15 protein-coding genes and 1 riboswitch are annotated in these 15,830 nt (G+C 73.1%); of the genes, 14 read left to right on the forward strand and 1 reads right to left on the reverse strand.

The genetic code is table 11. The annotated features are described in order from the left end of the window. The first annotated feature begins 118 nt into the window (after positions 1 to 118). From IF73_RS0107240 to IF73_RS41395, 13 genes are all read left to right on the forward strand, one after another. Complete coding sequence (locus tag IF73_RS0107240) at positions 119 to 1,051, forward strand: ABC transporter permease (protein ID WP_031004680.1); 933 nt, start codon at positions 119 to 121, stop codon at positions 1,049 to 1,051. Further along, a complete protein-coding gene (locus IF73_RS0107245; protein ID WP_031004682.1) occupies positions 1,044 to 1,832 on the forward strand; it encodes an ABC transporter ATP-binding protein in 789 nt (262 codons plus the stop codon). The genes IF73_RS0107240 and IF73_RS0107245 overlap by 8 nt, the downstream gene beginning before the upstream one ends. Positions 1,833 to 1,950: 118 nt before the next feature. Then, the gene (locus IF73_RS0107250; RefSeq protein ID WP_031004684.1) at positions 1,951 to 2,586 is read left to right on the forward strand and encodes a TetR/AcrR family transcriptional regulator; all 636 of its coding nucleotides are present in this window, start codon (positions 1,951 to 1,953) and stop codon (positions 2,584 to 2,586) included. A gap of 287 nt (positions 2,587 to 2,873) precedes the next feature. Continuing rightward, positions 2,874 to 3,779, forward strand: a complete 906-nt coding sequence (gene hpnC / locus IF73_RS0107255; RefSeq protein ID WP_031004685.1) for a squalene synthase HpnC — start codon at positions 2,874 to 2,876, stop codon at positions 3,777 to 3,779. Next, a complete protein-coding gene (hpnD, locus tag IF73_RS0107260) occupies positions 3,776 to 4,720 on the forward strand; it encodes a presqualene diphosphate synthase HpnD (RefSeq protein WP_037878451.1) in 945 nt (314 codons plus the stop codon). The genes hpnC and hpnD overlap by 4 nt, the downstream gene beginning before the upstream one ends. Then, complete coding sequence (gene hpnE / locus IF73_RS0107265) at positions 4,720 to 6,117, forward strand: hydroxysqualene dehydroxylase HpnE (protein ID WP_031004689.1); 1,398 nt, start codon at positions 4,720 to 4,722, stop codon at positions 6,115 to 6,117. Before hpnD ends, hpnE begins: the two co-directional genes overlap by 1 nt. Further along, entirely contained in the window at positions 6,114 to 7,214 is a 1,101-nt protein-coding gene (locus IF73_RS0107270) for a polyprenyl synthetase family protein (RefSeq protein ID WP_031004691.1), read from the forward strand. The genes hpnE and IF73_RS0107270 overlap by 4 nt, the downstream gene beginning before the upstream one ends. A gap of 108 nt (positions 7,215 to 7,322) precedes the next feature. After that, complete coding sequence (shc, locus tag IF73_RS0107275) at positions 7,323 to 9,329, forward strand: squalene--hopene cyclase (protein ID WP_031004693.1); 2,007 nt, start codon at positions 7,323 to 7,325, stop codon at positions 9,327 to 9,329. Beyond that, the gene (locus IF73_RS0107280) at positions 9,329 to 9,985 is read left to right on the forward strand and encodes a hypothetical protein (protein ID WP_031004695.1); all 657 of its coding nucleotides are present in this window, start codon (positions 9,329 to 9,331) and stop codon (positions 9,983 to 9,985) included. The genes shc and IF73_RS0107280 overlap by 1 nt, the downstream gene beginning before the upstream one ends. A gap of 7 nt (positions 9,986 to 9,992) precedes the next feature. Further along, entirely contained in the window at positions 9,993 to 11,009 is a 1,017-nt protein-coding gene (gene hpnH, locus IF73_RS0107285; RefSeq protein WP_031004697.1) for an adenosyl-hopene transferase HpnH, read from the forward strand. 10 nt (positions 11,010 to 11,019) lie between these two features. Next, a complete protein-coding gene (locus tag IF73_RS0107290) occupies positions 11,020 to 12,405 on the forward strand; it encodes an aspartate aminotransferase family protein (protein ID WP_031004699.1) in 1,386 nt (461 codons plus the stop codon). A gap of 100 nt (positions 12,406 to 12,505) precedes the next feature. Next, on the forward strand, positions 12,506 to 13,135 hold the full coding sequence (locus IF73_RS0107295) for a helix-turn-helix domain-containing protein (RefSeq protein ID WP_031004701.1): 630 nt from the start codon (positions 12,506 to 12,508) through the stop codon (positions 13,133 to 13,135). Positions 13,136 to 13,156: 21 nt separating this feature from the next. After that, positions 13,157 to 13,321 carry a DUF6126 family protein gene (locus IF73_RS41395; RefSeq protein ID WP_199806622.1) on the forward strand — a complete coding sequence of 55 codons (165 nt, stop codon included), beginning with the start codon at positions 13,157 to 13,159 and terminating at the stop codon, positions 13,319 to 13,321. A gap of 15 nt (positions 13,322 to 13,336) precedes the next feature. Here the strand turns inward: IF73_RS41395 and IF73_RS0107305 are convergent, their stop codons facing one another. Further along, a complete protein-coding gene (locus tag IF73_RS0107305; RefSeq protein ID WP_031004703.1) occupies positions 13,337 to 14,161 on the reverse strand; it encodes a tyrosine-protein phosphatase in 825 nt (274 codons plus the stop codon). Positions 14,162 to 14,549: 388 nt separating this feature from the next. Beyond that, positions 14,550 to 14,713, forward strand: a riboswitch (cyclic di-AMP (ydaO/yuaA leader). Between the two features lie 4 nt (positions 14,714 to 14,717). Here IF73_RS0107305 and IF73_RS0107310 point away from each other — a divergent pair. Next, positions 14,718 to 15,692, forward strand: coding sequence for a LysM peptidoglycan-binding domain-containing M23 family metallopeptidase (locus tag IF73_RS0107310; protein WP_031004705.1), 975 nt, complete (start codon positions 14,718 to 14,720; stop codon positions 15,690 to 15,692). Positions 15,693 to 15,830 lie beyond the last annotated feature (138 nt).

Below are 15,830 nucleotides of genomic sequence, written 5' to 3' on the forward strand. Positions count from 1 at the left end.
GCGGGCCCCCGGATGGCGTACGGTGTGGCGGCGGACCCGGTGCCGGGGGCCGCCCACCGGTCAGCTGACATCGCGGCACCCCGACGTGCCGCACACCGTGAACACGAAAGTTTCGACTGTGAGTGACATTCACCAGGGCGGGGCGGTCGCGACCAGCGCGCCTCCGGCCCCCGTCGACGCGGGCCTGGCCCCGGGCGACCTCGCCGCGAAGTACGGCCTCTCGGTCAGCGGCGCCCGGCCCGGACTGTTCGAGTACGTCCGGCAGCTGTGGAGCCATCGCCACTTCATCATGGCCTTCTCCTCGGCGAAGCTCACCGCCCAGTACAGCCAGGCCAAGCTGGGCCAGGTCTGGCAGGTGGCGACGCCGCTGCTCAACGCCCTGATCTACTACCTGATCTTCGGGCTCATCCTGGGCGCCGGAAAGGGCATGGAGAAGGACGTCTACATCCCCTTCCTGGTCACCGGCATCTTCGTGTTCACCTTCACGCAGAGCTCCGTGATGGCCGGCGTACGGGCGATCTCGGGCAACCTCGGACTGGTGCGCGCCCTGCACTTCCCGCGCGCCAGCCTCCCCATCAGCTTCTCGATCCAGCAGCTCCAGCAGCTGCTCTTCTCGATGATCGTGCTCGTCGCGATCGTCATGGTCTCCGGCAGCTACCCCTCGGCGAGCTGGCTGCTCGTGATCCCGGCGCTGCTCCTGCAGTTCGTGTTCAACGTGGGCCTCGCCCTGATCATGGCCCGGGCCGGCGCCAAGACCCCCGACCTCGCGCAGCTGATGCCCTTCGTCATGCGGACCTGGCTGTACGCCTCCGGCGTCATGTTCTCGATCCCCGTGATGCTCCAGGACAAGCCGCAGTGGATCGCGGACATCCTCATGTACAACCCGGCGGCGGTCTACATGGACCTGATCCGCTTCGCCCTCATCGACGGCTACGGCTCCGAGAACCTGCCCGACCACGTGTGGGCCACCGGCCTCGGCTGGGCGCTGCTCTTCGGGATCGGCGGCTTCGTCTACTTCTGGAAGGCCGAGGAGAGGTACGGCCGTGGCTGACACCACCCAGGGCGCCAAGACGCCCACCGTGATCTGCGACGACGTCCACATCGTCTACCGCGTCAACACCGGCGGCGGCGGCAAGGGCAGCGCCACGGCCGCCCTCAGCCGGATCGTCGGCAAGGGCAAGGCCGAGGTCTCCCGGGGCGTCCGCAAGGTGCACGCCGTCCGCGGCGTCACCTTCACCGCCTACCGCGGCGAGGCCATCGGCCTCATCGGCACCAACGGCTCCGGCAAGTCCACCCTGCTGCGCGCCATCGCCGGCCTGCTTCCCACCGAGAGCGGCAAGGTCTACACCGACGGCCAGCCCTCGCTCCTCGGCGTCAACGCGGCCCTGATGAACGACCTCACCGGCGAGCGGAACGTCATCCTCGGCGGCCTCGCCATGGGCATGAGCCGCGAGGAGATCCACGCGCGGTATCAGGACATCGTCGACTTCTCCGGGATCAACGACAAGGGCGACTTCATCAGCCTGCCCATGCGCACCTACTCGTCCGGCATGGGCGCCCGGCTCCGCTTCGCCATCGCGGCCGCCAAGAACCACGACGTGCTCCTCATCGACGAGGCGCTCGCCACCGGTGACCGCAAGTTCCAGATCCGCTCCGAGGAGCGGATCCGCGAGCTGCGCAAGGAGGCCGGCACGGTCTTCCTGGTCAGCCACAGCAACAAGTCCATCCGGGACACCTGCGACCGGGTGCTCTGGCTGGAGAAGGGCCAGCTCCTGATGGACGGCCCGACCGAGGAGGTCCTCAAGGCGTACGAGCGCGAGACCGCCCGCTGACGCCCTCGCCGCACCCGTACCGCACGCCCCCCGCCACCCGGCGGGGGGCGTTCCGGTTTTCGCCGGTCGCGCTTGCCCGCGGAATGTTCATGCGGTCAACATCGGGCAGGATGAGCCCATGGCAGGGATCTCGGGCGGAAAGAACTACCACCACGGCGACCTGCGCAACGCCCTGGTCTGCGCGGCCGTCGGCCTGGCCGCCGAGGGCGGCCCCGAGCGGGTCGTGCTGCGCGAGGCGGCCCGCCGCGTCGGCGTCTCGCCCACCGCCGCCTACCGCCACTTCGACGGACGCGGCGAACTGCTCCGTACCGTCCGCCGCCACGCCCGGGCCCGGCTCGCCGAGGCCATGGAGCGGGCCGCCGCCCGCGAGCCCGGCGCCGACGACCCCGTCCTCGCCGCCGAACGCCGGCTCGCCGCCCTCTGCCGCGGCTACGTCGGCTTCGCCGTCGAACACCCCGGCCTCTACCGCGCCGCCTTCGGCGCCGTACGCCCCGCCGCCGAGGAACCGCCGGCCGGGCCCGCCGCCCCGCCGGAGCCCGAGATCCGCGCCTTCGCCCTGCTCCGCGAGGCCCTGGAGGCGCTCGACCGCACCGGCGGCCGGCGGCCCGCCGCCGGCGCCGCCGCCTGGTCGGCCGTGCACGGCCTCTCGCTGCTCCTCCTCGAAGGCCCGCTGCGCCGGCTCTCCGCCCAGCGCCGGGCCGACGTCGTCGAGGCCACCCTCGCCATGGTCGTCTCCGGAGCCCACGCCCGCTGACCTCCCGGCGCGCCCCCGTCGCCGCGGGTCGACATCGGCGGACCGGCCCGGCGTGGCGCGGGCCCCCCGAATGGCGACATCTCTCGTACAACGTAAGCTGTACCGGTCTGATCCACACCGCCCGCGGCGCCCCCGGGAAGACCCCGGCGGGCGCGTGCCCCGTGCGGGGCGGCGTGTCCGAAATAGGATGGATTGGGTCGGCAGTGTAGAACGGGAGATATGACGGCCATGACGCAGAATCTCCATCTCCACGTGGGTGTCGCCGTCCCCCCGTCGGGCGCCGCCCGGTGACGGCTTCCCGGCACGTGCGCGCCGACGACGCCTCGCGCACCACACTCGGCAAGGCCGCGGACGAGAACTTCCCCGTGGCCCCCTTCTTCCTGCCCCGCGCCTGGCGCGACGACCTCATGGCCGTCTACGGCTACGCCCGTCTCGTCGACGACATCGGCGACGGCGACCTCGCCCCCGGCGGCGCCGACCCCTTCGGCCTCGGCCCCGACGCCGGCCCGCTCGCCCTCCTCGACGCCCTCCAGGAGGACCTGGACCGGGTCTTCGACGGGACACCCCGCCACCCGCTGCTGCGCGGCCTCCAGCCGACCGTCCGGCGCCACGGCCTCGGCCGCGGCCCGTTCCTGGGCCTGATCGAGGCCAACCGGCAGGACCAGCTCGTCAGCCGCTACGCGACGTACGACGAGCTCCTCGCCTACTGCGAGCTCTCCGCCAACCCGATCGGCCGGCTCGTCCTCGGCATCACCGGCACCGCCACCCCCGAGCGGATCCGCCGCTCCGACGAGATCTGCACCGCCCTGCAGATCGTCGAGCACCTCCAGGACGTCGCCGAGGACCTCCGCCGCGACCGGATCTACCTCCCCGCCGAGGACCTCAAGCGGTTCCACGTCACCGAGGACGAGCTCGCCCGGCCCACCGCCGGCGCCGCCGTGCGCTCCCTCGTCGCCTTCCAGGCCGAGCGCGCCCGCGCCCTGCTGCACGCCGGCACCCCGCTCGTCGGCAGCGTCCACGGCCGCCTCCGCCTGCTCCTCGCCGGCTTCACCGCCGGCGGACTCGCCGCGCTCGACGCCATCGCCGCCGCCGGCTTCGACGTCCTCGCCGGACCGCCGAAGCCCACCAAGCCGAGCCTGACGCGCCAGGCGGGAGCGGTCCTGCTCCACGCGCGAAGAGAGGGGGGATCGTGACCGTGGAGGAACTGACCCGGCCGTCCGCGCCGGTGCAGGCCGCGTACAGCTACTGCGAGGCCGTCACCGGACAGCAGGCCCGCAACTTCGCCTACGGCATCCGCCTGCTGCCCACCGACAAACGGCAGGCCATGTCCGCCCTGTACGCCTTCTCCCGGCGCGTCGACGACATCGGCGACGGCTCCCTGGCCCCGGAGGAGAAGCACGAGCGCCTGGAGGCCACCCGGACCCTGCTCGACCGGGTCCGCAAGGGCGACGTCGCCGAGGACGACACCGACCCCGTCGGCGTCGCGCTCGCCGACTCCGCCCGCCGCTTCCCGATCCCCCTCGAAGGGCTCGACGAACTCATCGACGGCGTCCTCATGGACGTCCGCGGCGCGACCTACCGCACCTGGGACGACCTCAAGGTCTACTGCCGGTGCGTCGCCGGAGCCATCGGCCGGCTCTCCCTCGGCGTCTTCGGCACCCAGCCGGGCGCCGCCGAGTCCGAGCGGGCCGCCGAGTACGCCGACACCCTCGGCCTCGCGCTGCAGCTCACCAACATCCTCCGGGACGTCCGCGAGGACGCCGGCAACGGCCGCACCTACCTGCCCGCCGACGACCTCGCCCGCTTCGGCTGCGAGGACGGCTTCGGCGCCGCCGTCCTGCCCGCCGGCGCCGACTTCACCGGGCTCGTCCACTTCGAGGTCCGCCGCGCCCGCGCCCTCTTCGCCGAGGGCTACCGGCTGCTGCCCATGCTGGACCGGCGCAGCGGCGCCTGCGTCGCCGCCATGGCCGGCATCTACCGCAGGCTCCTCGACCGCATCGAGCGCGACCCCGACGCCGTGCTCCGCGGCCGGGTCTCGCTCCCCGGCCCCGAGAAGGCGTACGTCGCCGTCCGCGGCCTCTCCGGCCTCGACGCCCGCCACGTCGCCCGCCGCACCGCCAGGGGGCGCGCCTGATGGCCCCCGTCGACCAGGCCGGTAACCCGGCCCCGACCGCCGTCGTCGTCGGCGGCGGGCTCGCCGGCGTCACCACCGCCCTCCAGCTCGCCGAGGCCGGAGTCGGGGTCACGCTGCTCGAAGGCCGGCCCCGCCTCGGCGGCCTCGCCTTCTCCTTCCGCCGCGGCGACCTCACCGTCGACAACGGCCAGCACGTCTACCTGCGCTGCTGCACCGCCTACCGCTGGTTCCTCGACCGGATCGACGGCACCCGCCTCGCCCCCCTCCAGGACCGGCTCGACGTGCCCGTCCTCGACGTCGCCCACCCCCGCGGCCCCCGCCTCGGCCGGATCCGCCGCGACCCGCTGCCGGTCCCCTTCCACCTGGCCCGCAGCCTCGCCACGTACCCCCACCTCTCGCTCGCCGAGCGGGCCTCCGTCGGCCGCGCCGCCCTCGCGCTCAAGAAGCTCGACCCGGCCGACCCGGCCCTCGACGGCATCGACTTCGCCACCTGGCTCGGCCGGCACGGACAGTCGCCCCGCGCCATCGAGGCCCTGTGGGACCTCGTCGGCATCCCCACCCTCAACGCCCCCGCCCCCGACGCCTCCATGGGGCTCGCCGCCATGGTCTTCAAGACCGGGCTGCTCACCGACCCCGGCGCCGCCGACATCGGCTGGGCCCACGTGCCGCTCGGCCGGCTCCACGACACCCTCGCCGCCAAGGCCCTCGACGGACTCGGCGTCCGGACGCTGCTGCGCACCAAGGCCGAGCGGATCTCCCGCACCGGCGACGGCCGGTGGACCGTCGAGGTGCCCGGCGAGACCCTGACCGCCGACGCCGTCGTCCTCGCCGTGCCGCAGACCGAGACCCACGCCCTGCTCCCCGAGGGCGCCCTCGACGACGCCGACCGGCTCCTCGACATCGGCACCGCGCCCATCCTCGACCTGCACGTGGTCTACGACCGCAAGGTGCTGAAGCGGCCCTTCTTCACCGCCCTCGGCTCCCCGGTCCAGTGGGTCTTCGACCGCACCGAGTCCGCCGGACTCACCGGCGGCGGCCAGTACCTGGCCATCTCGCAGTCCGCCGCCCAGGACGAGATCGACGTGCCCGTCGCCGAACTCCGCGCGCGCTACCTGCCGGAGCTGGAGCGGCTGCTGCCGGCCGCCCGCGGCGCCGGCGTCCGCGACTTCTTCGTCACCCGGGAACGGACCGCCACCTTCGCCCCCACCCCGGGCGTCGGGCGCCTTCGCCCCGGTGCCCGCACCCGTGCGCCCGGCCTCTACCTGGCCGGCGCATGGACCGCCACCGGCTGGCCCGCGACCATGGAGGGTGCCGTCCGAAGCGGCTTCAGCGCCGCCGGTGCCGCGCTCTCCGCCTTCGGCCGCCGCCACGACCATCCGCTGCAGGAGGCGGCATGAGTGTGATCACAGGAACCAGAGGAGAGACCGTGCCGACCGTGCCCCCGGGGTCCCCGGCCGTCGACACCGCCGACGTCAACGCCCTGCTGGAGAGGGGGCGGACCCTGTCCACCCCCGTCATGCGGGCGGCCGTCGGCCGCCTGGCGCCTCCCATGGACACCGTGGCCGCCTACCACTTCGGCTGGATCGACGCCCAGGGCAACCCCACCGACGGCGACAGCGGAAAGGCCGTGCGTCCCGCGCTCGCCCTCCTCTCCGCCGAGGCCGCCGGTGCCGCGCCCGAGGTCGGCGTCCCCGGCGCGGTCGCCGTCGAGCTCGTGCACAACTTCTCGCTGCTCCACGACGACCTGATGGACGGCGACGAGCAGCGCCGCCACCGCGACACCGTGTGGAAGGTGTTCGGCCCCGCCCAGGCGATCCTGGTCGGCGACGCGCTCTCCGCCCTCGCCAACGAGGTGCTGCTCGAACTCGGCACCGTCGAGGCCGGCCGCGCCACCCGCCGGCTGACCACGGCCAACCGCAAGCTCATCGACGGGCAGGCCCAGGACATCTCCTACGAGCACCGCGAGCGGGTCACCGTCGAGGAGTGCCTGGAGATGGAGGGCAACAAGACCGGCGCCCTCCTCGCCTGCGCCGTCTCGATCGGCGCCGTCCTCGGCGGCGCCGACGACCGCACCGCCGACAAGCTGGAGGAGTACGGCTACCACCTCGGCCTCGCCTTCCAGGCCGTCGACGACCTCCTCGGCATCTGGGGCGACCCGGACGCCACCGGCAAGCAGACCTGGAGCGACCTCCGGCAGCGCAAGAAGTCGCTGCCGGTCGTCGCCGCCCTCGCGGCCGGCGGGGAGGCGTCCGAGCGGCTCGCCCGGCTGCTCGCCGAGGACGCCAAGTCCCCCGCGTTCGACTCCTTCACCGAGGAGGACTTCGCCTACCGCGCCGCCCTCATCGAGGAGGCCGGCGGCCGCGAGTGGACCGCCGAGGAGGCCCGCCGCCAGCACGCGATCGCGCTCCGTGCCCTGCACGAGGTCGACATGCCCGCCCGGGTGCGCGACCAGCTGATCGCCCTCGCCGACTTCGTCGTCGTACGGAAGAAATGATCACCAGCAGCCAGATATGAGTGCGCAGTCGCCGGCCGGCGCCACCCGGTGCCGGCCGACGGCAGACCCGCAGGAGCAGAGGAAACCGACTGCCACGAAGGGGAAGCCATGACAGCGACGACCGACGGAAACGCCGGGGCCCTCGGTCCCCTCGCGCCCGCGGCACGCACCACACGACACCACCGCACCACATCAGCCGCCGCCCCGGGGCCCCTGGAGGAGGCCGCCGCCCGCGCCGTCCGCAGGGCCACCGACCACCTCCTCGCCCGCCAGGCGCCCGAGGGGTGGTGGAAGGGCGACCTGGAGACCAACGTCACCATGGACGCCGAGGACCTGCTGCTCCGCCGGTTCCTCGGCATCCTCGACCCGGACACCCTCGCCGCCGCCGCCCGCCACATCCGGAGCCGGCAGTACGAGGACGGCACCTGGCCGACCTTCTACGGCGGGCCCGGCGACCTGTCCGCCACCGTCGAGGCGTACGTCGCCCTCCGGCTGGCCGGGGACCGGCCCGAGGCCGCGCACATGGCCCGCGCCGCCGGCTGGATCCGGGCCCGCGGCGGCATCGCCGGCGCCCGCGTCTTCACCCGCATCTGGCTGGCCCTCTTCGGCTGGTGGCGCTGGGAGGACCTGCCCGAGCTGCCGCCCGAGCTGGTCTTCCTGCCGTCCTGGTTCCCGCTGAACATCTACGACTTCGGCTGCTGGGCCCGGCAGACCATCGTGCCGCTCGCCATCGTCTCCGCGCACCGCCCGGTCCGCCCCGCGCCCTTCCCCCTCGACGAGCTGCACACCGACCCGGACCGCCCGGCGCCGCCGCGCCCGCTCGCCCCGCTCACCGGCTGGGACGGCATCTTCCAGCGCCTCGACAAGGCCCTGCACGTCTACCACCGCTTCGCCCTGCGCGGCCTGCGCCGGGCGGCCATGAACTCCGCCTCCCGCTGGATCATCGAACGGCAGGAGAACGACGGCTGCTGGGGCGGCATCCAGCCGCCGGCCGTCTACTCGCTCATCGCCCTCCACCTGCTCGGCTACGACCTGGAACACCCGGTCATGCGGGCCGGCCTGGAGTCCCTGGACCGGTTCGCCGTCTGGCGCGAGGAACCCGAGGGCCCGGTCCGCATGATCGAGGCGTGCCAGTCGCCCGTCTGGGACACCTGCCTCGCCACCATCGCCCTCGCCGACGCCGGCCTGCCCGCCGACCACCCGGCCCTCGTGAAGGCCGTGGACTGGATGCTCGGCGAGGAGATCACCAAGGCCGGCGACTGGGCCGTGCGCCGGCCCGGACTCCCGCCCGGCGGCTGGGCGTTCGAGTTCCACAACGACAACTACCCGGACATCGACGACACCGCCGAGGTGATCCTCGCGCTGCGCCGGGTCCGCCACCCCGACCCCGCCCGGGTGAACGCCGCAGTCGACCGCGCCGCCCGCTGGACCGCCGGGATGCAGTCCGGCAACGGCGCCTGGGCCGCCTTCGACGCCGACAACACCGGCGTCCTGCCGAACAAGCTGCCCTTCTGCGACTTCGGCGAGGTCATCGACCCGCCCTCCGTCGACGTCACCGCCCACGTCGTGGAGATGCTGGCCCACGAGGGCCGGACCGAGGACCCCCGCACCCGCCGGGGCATCGACTGGCTGCTCGCCGAACAGGATCCCAACGGCGCCTGGTTCGGCCGCTGGGGCGTCAACTACGTCTACGGCACCGGCTCGGTGCTCCCCGCCCTCGCCGCCGCCGGGATCCCCGCCTCCCACCCGGCGGTCCGCCGGGCCGTCGCCTGGCTCGCCTCCGTCCAGAACCAGGACGGCGGCTGGGGCGAGGACCTGCGCTCGTACGACGACCGGTCCTGGATCGGCCGGGGCACCTCCACCGCCTCGCAGACCGCCTGGGCCCTCATCGCCCTGCTGGCCGCCGGCGAGCGCGAGTCGGAGACGGTCCGCCGGGGCGTGGCCTGGCTGGCGGAGACCCAGCACGAGGACGGCTCCTGGGACGAGCCGTACTTCACCGGCACCGGCTTCCCCTGGGACTTCTCCATCAACTACCACCTCTACCGGCAGGTCTTCCCGCTCACCGCGCTCGGCCGGTACCTGCACGGCGAGCCCACGCTCCACCGGGAGGGGTGATGGACCGCCCGCCCGGGGAACCGGGCACCACCGTGCCGCCGCTGCTCGTCGCCTGCGCGCTCGGCATCGAGCGTCTCGCCCTGCGCGGCGGCGACCGGGGAGAGGCGCCCGGGCCGGTCCGGGTGGTCCGCACCGGCATGGGACCCGTCCACGCCGCCCGCGGGGTGTCACAGGCCCTCGGCCGCGAGGGCTGGCACGGGGCCGCCGTCATCGCCTCCGGCTTCTGCGCCGGACTCGCCCCCGGGATGCACCCCGGCGACCTGGTCGTCGCCGAGGAGACCCGCGGCCCCGGCGGCGCCACCGCCTGCGACGGCACCGACCTCCTCGTCGAGGCCCTCACCCGGGCGCTGCCGGGACGGACCGTGCACACGGGTCCGCTGACCGGCTCCGACCACGTGGTGCGGGGCCCCGAGCGGGCCGCGCTGGCCGCCGGCGGGGCGATCGCCGTCGACATGGAGTCCGCCGCCACCCTCGGTACCGCGCGGGCCGCCGGACCCCGGCCCGTTGCCGCCGTACGGGTGGTCGTGGACGCCCCCGAGCACGAACTGGTCCGGATCGGCACGGTACGCGGGGGAATATCGGCCTTCCGCGTCCTTCGTGCCGTCCTTCCCCCCTTCTTCGAATGGCACCGTTCTCTGCTGCTCCCCAGGAGGTGAGCGAGTTATGGCCATGCCGCTCCGTCAGTCCGTCCGGGTCGGGACCTATCTCTTCGAACAGAAGCTCCGCAAGCGGGACAAGTTCCCCCTCATCGTCGAGCTGGAGCCGCTCTACGCCTGCAACCTCAAGTGCGAGGGCTGCGGCAAGATCCAGCACCCGGCCGGCGTCCTCAAGCAGCGCATGCCGGTCGCCCAGGCGGTCGGCGCCGTCCTGGAGTCCGGCGCCCCGATGGTCTCCATCGCCGGCGGCGAACCCCTGATGCACCCCCAGATCCACGAGATCGTGCGCCAGCTGGTCGCCCGGAGGAAGTACGTCTTCCTCTGCACCAACGCGATGCTGCTGCGCAAGAAGCTCGCCGATTTCACCCCCTCCCCCTACTTCGCCTTCGCCGTCCACATCGACGGACTGCGCGAACGCCACGACGAATCCGTCGCCAAGGAAGGCGTGTTCGACGAGGCCGTCGCGGCGATCAAGGAAGCCAAACGGCGCGGATTCCGGGTCACCACCAATTCGACCTTCTTCAACACCGACACCCCGCAGACCATCATCGAGGTGCTGAATTTCCTCAACGACGACCTCCAGGTCGACGAAATGATGATCTCGCCCGCCTATGCCTACGAGAAGGCGCCCGACCAGGAACACTTCCTCGGCGTCGAACAGACCAGGGAACTCTTCAAGAAGGCGTTCGCCGGCGGCAACCGGCGCCGCTGGCGCCTCAACCACTCGCCGCTCTTCCTCGACTTCCTCGAAGGAAAGGCCGACTTCCCCTGCACCGCCTGGGCGATCCCCAACTACTCCCTCTTCGGGTGGCAGCGCCCCTGCTATCTGATGAGCGACGGCTACGTCCCCACCTACCGCGAGCTCGTCGAGGAGACCGACTGGGACAAGTACGGCCGCGGCAAGGACCCGCGCTGCGCCAACTGCATGGCGCACTGCGGCTACGAACCGACCGCCGTGCTCGCCACCATGGGCTCGCTCAAGGAGTCGCTGCGGGCGGTCCGCGAGACCGTCCAGGGGAGCTGAGGGCCGGGCCATGACCGACGGCTTCGACCTGCGGGCGCTGCTCGCCGAACGCGGCGGCGAGCGGTACGGGCTGCACGCCCGGTACCTCAACCCGCAGCTGCCGCGGATGCTGCACACCATCGGCTTCGACAAGGTCTACGAGCGGGCCGCCGGCGCCCACTTCTGGGACGCCGAGGGCAACGACCACCTCGACATGCTCGCCGGCTTCGGCGTCATGGGCCTCGGCCGGCACCACCCCGTCGTCCGTCAGGCCCTGCACGACGTCCTCGACGCGGACCTCCCCGACCTCACCCGCTTCGACTGCCCGCCGCTGCCGGGACTGCTCGCCGAGCGGCTGCTCGCCCACAGCCCCCACCTCGACCGGGTCTTCTTCGGCAACAGCGGCACCGAGGCCGTCGAGACCGCCCTGAAGTTCGCCCGGTACGCCACCGGCCGGCCCAGGATCGTCTACTGCCACCACGCCTTCCACGGCCTCACCACCGGCGCCCTGTCCGTCAACGGCGAGCAGGGCTTCCGGGCGGGCTTCGACCCGCTGCTCCCCGACACGGCGATCGCGCTCGGCGACCTCGACGCCCTGGAGCGCGAGCTCCGCAGGGGCGACGTGGCCGGCTTCGTGGTCGAGCCGATCCAGGGCAAGGGCGTCCACGAGGCCCCGCCCGGCTTCCTCGCCGCCGCCCAGGAGCTGCTCCACCGGCACGGGGCGCTGCTGATCGCCGACGAGGTGCAGACCGGCCTCGGCAGGACCGGCGACTTCTACGCGTACCAGCACGAGGACGGCGTCGAGCCGGACCTGGTGTGCGTGGCGAAGGCGCTCTCCGGCGGGTACGTGCCGGTCGGCGCCACCCTCGGCAAGGACTGGATCTTCAAGAAGGTCTACTCGTCCATGGACCGGGTCCTGGTCCACTCCGCCAGCTTCGGCTCCAACGCGCAGGCGATGGCGGCCGGGCTCGCGGTGCTCTCGGTGATGGAGTCCGAGGGGACGGTCGCGCACGTGCGGCGGGTCGGCGGACTGCTGAAGAGCCGCCTGGAGGAGCTGGTGCCCCGGTACGAGCTGCTGCACGCGGTGCGGGGCCGGGGGCTGATGATCGGGATCGAGTTCGGCCGGCCGAGCTCGCTGGGGCTGCGCGGCCGGTGGGCGATGCTCCAGACGGCCCGGAAGGGGCTCTTCGCGCAGATGGTGGTGGTGCCGCTGCTCCAGCGGCACCGGATCCTCACCCAGGTCTCCGGCGACCACCTGGAGGTGATCAAGCTGATCCCGCCGCTGGTGATCGACGAGGCGGACGTGGACCGCTTCGTCACCGCCTTCACGGCGGTCATGGAGGACGCCCACGGCGGCGGCGGGCTGCTCTGGGACTTCGGGAAGACGCTGGTGAAGCAGGCGGTCGCGCAGCGCTGACAGCCGGGATCTCCCGGAGCCTCCCGGGCAGGGCTTCCCGAGTTTTTGCCTCTGAGGCAAGAAAGTTGCCTCAGAGGCACGTTCCTGGCGGAATGGACGTATGGACCACGTCCCCCGGGGCTCCGCCCCGGAAACCGCCGCCCCCGAGCTCGTGCCCGACGTCGCCCCGCAGCTGCGGGCCCTGCGCCGGCGCCGGGGGCTCACCCTGGAGGCCGCGGCCCAGCGGGCCGGGCTCTCCCCGGCGCACCTCTCGCGCCTGGAGACCGGGAACCGGCAGCCCTCGCTGCCGATGCTGCTGGCCCTCGCCCGTATCTACGGTACGACGGTCGCCGAGCTGCTCGGGGAGACCCCGCCCGAGCGCGACCCGGTGGTCCGGGCCGGCCGCTCCGAGCCGGTGGAGGCCGACGGCTGGATCTACCGGCAGGCCGGCGGCGCCGGCCGGGCCATGCAGTGCCTCCGGGTCCACGTGCCGTACGCCACCCGGGCCGACATCGTGCGCGTCCACCCGGGCGAGGAGTGGCTGCATGTCCTCGACGGGCAGGTCCGGCTCGCGCTCGGCGAGACCGTGCACCTGCTCGATCCCGGGGACAGCGCGCACTTCGACTCGCTCACCCCGCACCGGATCGGCGCGGCCGGCCGCGCCGGCGCCGAGGTGTTGTTCGTCCACACCCTCCTGCAGAGCCCCGCCGCCGAGCTGTGCCTGGGCGGCGGCGCCCCGCATCCCGTCTGAGCCTCCGAAGGGTCGACCGACATGTCCGACAAGTCAGCTCATTCCGTCCCGGTCACCGGCGAGGAACGCGGGGAGGGCAAGTTCCCCAAGGGGCTGGTGCTGCGCCTCTTCGCGTATCTGATCGCCGGTCACCTCTTCGCCGGCTTCCTCTACCTGCTCTTCATGCTCGGCGGGCAGAACCAGTAGCCGGTCCCGGGGCGGTCACGCCTCCGTGAGGAACCGCAGCCGCAGCCGCTCGCGGGTCTCGGGAGCGAGCTTCAGGCCCTCCGAGAGGTAGACGTCCACGGAGCCCCAGGTCGCGTCGATCGTCTCGAAGGCGGCCCGCAGGTACTCCACCCGCGCGTCGAAGAGCGGGCTCAGCAGCTCCATCACCTCGGGCGCCATCGCGTCCCGGGCGGTGGAGCTGCGGCGCACCTTGTAGCGGCGGTGCGGGGCGTCGGACTTCACGTAGTCGGCCTCGATCGCCGCGCGCTCCACGCCCAGTGCGAGCAGGGTGATCGCGATGGAGAGCCCGGCGCGGTCCTTGCCGGCCGCGCAGTGCATCAGGGCCGGGACCGCGTCCTCGGCGAGGGCGTGCAGGACCCGGCTGTGCTCGGCGGTCCGCTCCACGATCATCCGGCGGTACGAGCTCGTCATCCGCTCCGCGGCCTTGCCGTCGCCCAGCAGGCCGCGCAGCGTGTCGAGGTCGCCCTCCCGGACCATCCGCCAGAACTCCTTGCCGTCGGCCGGGTCGCTCAGCGGTATGTTCACGTTCCGCACGCCCGGGAGCTCGACGTCGGGCCCCTCCACCTTGGCGTCGGCGGCGTTGCGGAAGTCGAAGACGGTGTGCAGGCCGAGGCCGGCCAGGAAGGCCGCGTCGGACTCGGTGGCGTCGGCGAGGTGGCCGCTGCGGAACAGGGTGCCGGGGCGGACGGCGCGTCCGTCCGTCGTCGGCAGGCCGCCCACGTCCCGGAAGTTGCGGACCTCGGCGAGTTCGGGCTCGCCGGGTTCGAGGGGCGACTGGACCTGCGGCAGCTGCTGCGTCACGGATGCTCCAGGGGGTAGGCGTTCACGGGGCCGGGACGGGATCGGTTCCCCCTGCAATCATCCCGGGACCGGGGGCGCGGCGCACCCCCCTGGCCGGTAATGGGTGATCTGTCCGTATTGGGAGTCTTGGGGTAACGCGCCCTGGTTGAGGGGGAGATGGCATCGGGCGCGTGAGCAGCGTCATAGAAGTGACGGATCGTGGCCGACCGCCCGGTCCAATCCCCCTCCCGGAAAAGGGAATCGAGGGACCGTCATCGACGGAGGGTGACCGGAATTCCGGGCCCGAAGATCGCCCCGGAATGCCCGGTGAATTCCGCGGCTTGTTCGCGCCGACCCCGCTCGTCTAGCGTCGCCGTCAATCCGGTCGGACCGCCGAATCCTGCCACCGTCCGGAATTCGACCCCATCCCATCGCATGGCAGGAGCGGGGGACCCAAGGAAGTACGCCGGTCCCGCGACGCAGGACGGCTCGGGGTGAAGCCGCGTGAGAAACGCGGCCGGGCATCTCCAGTCCGAACCCGACAGCTCACCTCGCAGGCGCCGGAGAGGAATTCGCCATGCCCGCGAAGGGTAAGCACCGCCGCCAGAAGTCCACCCTCATCACCCGTGGCCTGGTCGCCGCCGGCACCGGTGGCGCCGTCGTCGCCCTGCCGTTCATCGGCGCCACCGGAGCCCACGCCGCCGAGCAGGCCGCCCCGGCCGCCGTCTCCGGCACCGTCGTCAGCGCCGCCGCGCACGTCCAGGCCCCGGCCGCCGCGCCGGCCGCGAAGGCCGCCGCCCCGAAGACGTACTCCGTCGTCGCCGGCGACTACCTGTCCAAGATCGCCGCCGAGCACGACGTCGCCGGCGGCTGGCAGAAGCTCTACGCGGACAACCGCCAGGTCGTCGGCGAGAACCCCTCGCTCATCCTCCCGGGCATGAAGCTCACCCTCGGCGCCAAGAACACCGCCAAGGCCGCCCCGAAGCCCGCCGCCGCCAAGGCCGCGCCCAAGGCGGAGCGCAAGGCCGCCCCGAAGGCCAAGGCCGAGGTCACCGAGCAGACCCGCGCCTCGCGCTCCACCGAGCGCGCCGCCGCCCCGGCCGCCGCCGCTGCCCAGCAGGCCGGCTCCGGCACGCAGGCCGCCTCCTCCGGCTGGGTCGCCCCCGTCTCCGGCGGCATCTCCACCCCGTACCGCGCCTCCGGCTCCATGTGGTCCTCCGGCTACCACACCGGTGCCGACTTCATCGCCTCCTCCGGCACCACCGTCCGCGCCGTCGGCGCCGGCACCGTCGTCTCCGCCGGCTGGAGCGGCGCGTACGGCAACGAGGTCGTCATCCAGCACGCCGACGGCAACTACTCCCAGTACGCCCACCTCTCCTCCCTCTCCGTCTCCGCCGGCCAGTCGGTCGGCGGCGGCCAGCAGATCGGCCTCTCCGGCTCGACGGGCAACTCCACCGGCCCGCACCTGCACTTCGAGATCCGCACCTCCCCGAGCTACGGCTCGGACATCGACCCGCTGGCCTACCTGCGCCAGCACGGCGTCTCCCTCTGACCCGTCCGGCCGAACGGCCGCACGAAGGCCCGGCACCCCTGGTGCCGGGCCTTCGCCCTATTCCGGCTTTGGCCATTTCTTTAGCGGTGGCATATATCACCCGCCGTCAACCCCTCCTTACGGTCGCGTAGGTCACAT

Source organism: Streptomyces sp. NRRL F-5727 (assembly GCF_000719555.1).
Classification (GTDB): Bacteria; Actinomycetota; Actinomycetes; order Streptomycetales; family Streptomycetaceae; genus Streptomyces.